This window comes from Pseudomonas sp. 05N434, from assembly GCF_056396965.1.
In genome coordinates, this window is the sequence record NZ_JBFTMK010001028.1 from 1 (window position 1) to 638 (window position 638).

Sequence of the window (638 nt, forward strand, 5' to 3'; positions counted from 1 at the left end):
CTCCTGACCTGCCAGATTCACCAGGTGTGTCTGGCTTTCTTTTCACAGGATCTTCATAGATGACTCCTAAAGCTGAAGCTCAAGGCTCTCGCTTCGATCTACTCAAGTGGCTGGTAGTAGTTGCTTTGGTGATTGTTGGCGTTGTTGGCAATCAGTATTACTCTGCTTCGCCGATCCTGTACCGCGTGCTCGCTTTGCTGGTCATTGCTGCTGTAGCTGCCTTTGTAGGCCTGCAGACGGTTAAGGGCAAGTCTTTCTTTGTACTGGTTAAGGAAGCGCGCACCGAGATTCGTAAAGTCGTTTGGCCAACTCGCCAAGAAACTACGCAGACCACGTTGATCGTTGTGGCTGTTGTTCTGGTTATGGCGTTGCTGTTGTGGGGGCTTGATTCCCTGCTCGGTTGGCTTGTTTCCTTGATCGTCGGCTAAGGGTGTCCCGTGGCTAAGCGTTGGTACGTTGTGCATGCTTACTCCGGTTACGAGAAGCATGTCATGCGTTCGTTGATCGAGCGCGTAAAGCTGGCTGGCATGGAAGATGGCTTCGGCGAAATTCTGGTTCCCACTGAAGAAGTGGTTGAGATGCGTAATGGCCAGAAGCGCAAAAGCGAGCGCAAATTCTTCCCTGGTTATGTGCTGGTT

Annotated in this window: 2 protein-coding genes; both read left to right on the top strand. The window is 51.6% G+C overall.

Annotated features, from left to right (window positions below):
- Window positions 1-59: 59 nt before the first annotated feature.
- Window positions 60-428, top strand: coding sequence for a preprotein translocase subunit SecE (gene secE / locus AC1DLB_RS31505; protein WP_007933728.1), 369 nt, complete (start codon window positions 60-62; stop codon window positions 426-428).
- A 9-nt stretch (window positions 429-437) separates the two neighbouring features.
- The coding region (locus AC1DLB_RS31510; protein WP_477786469.1) for a transcription termination/antitermination NusG family protein at window positions 438-638 on the top strand (201 nt) is incomplete at its 3' end.

What these genes read in the sequence shown, in the direction of transcription:
- secE (WP_007933728.1), top strand. Translation starts at nt 60, where the DNA reads ATGACTCCTAAAGCTGAAGCTCAAGGCTCTCGCTTCGATCTACTCAAG.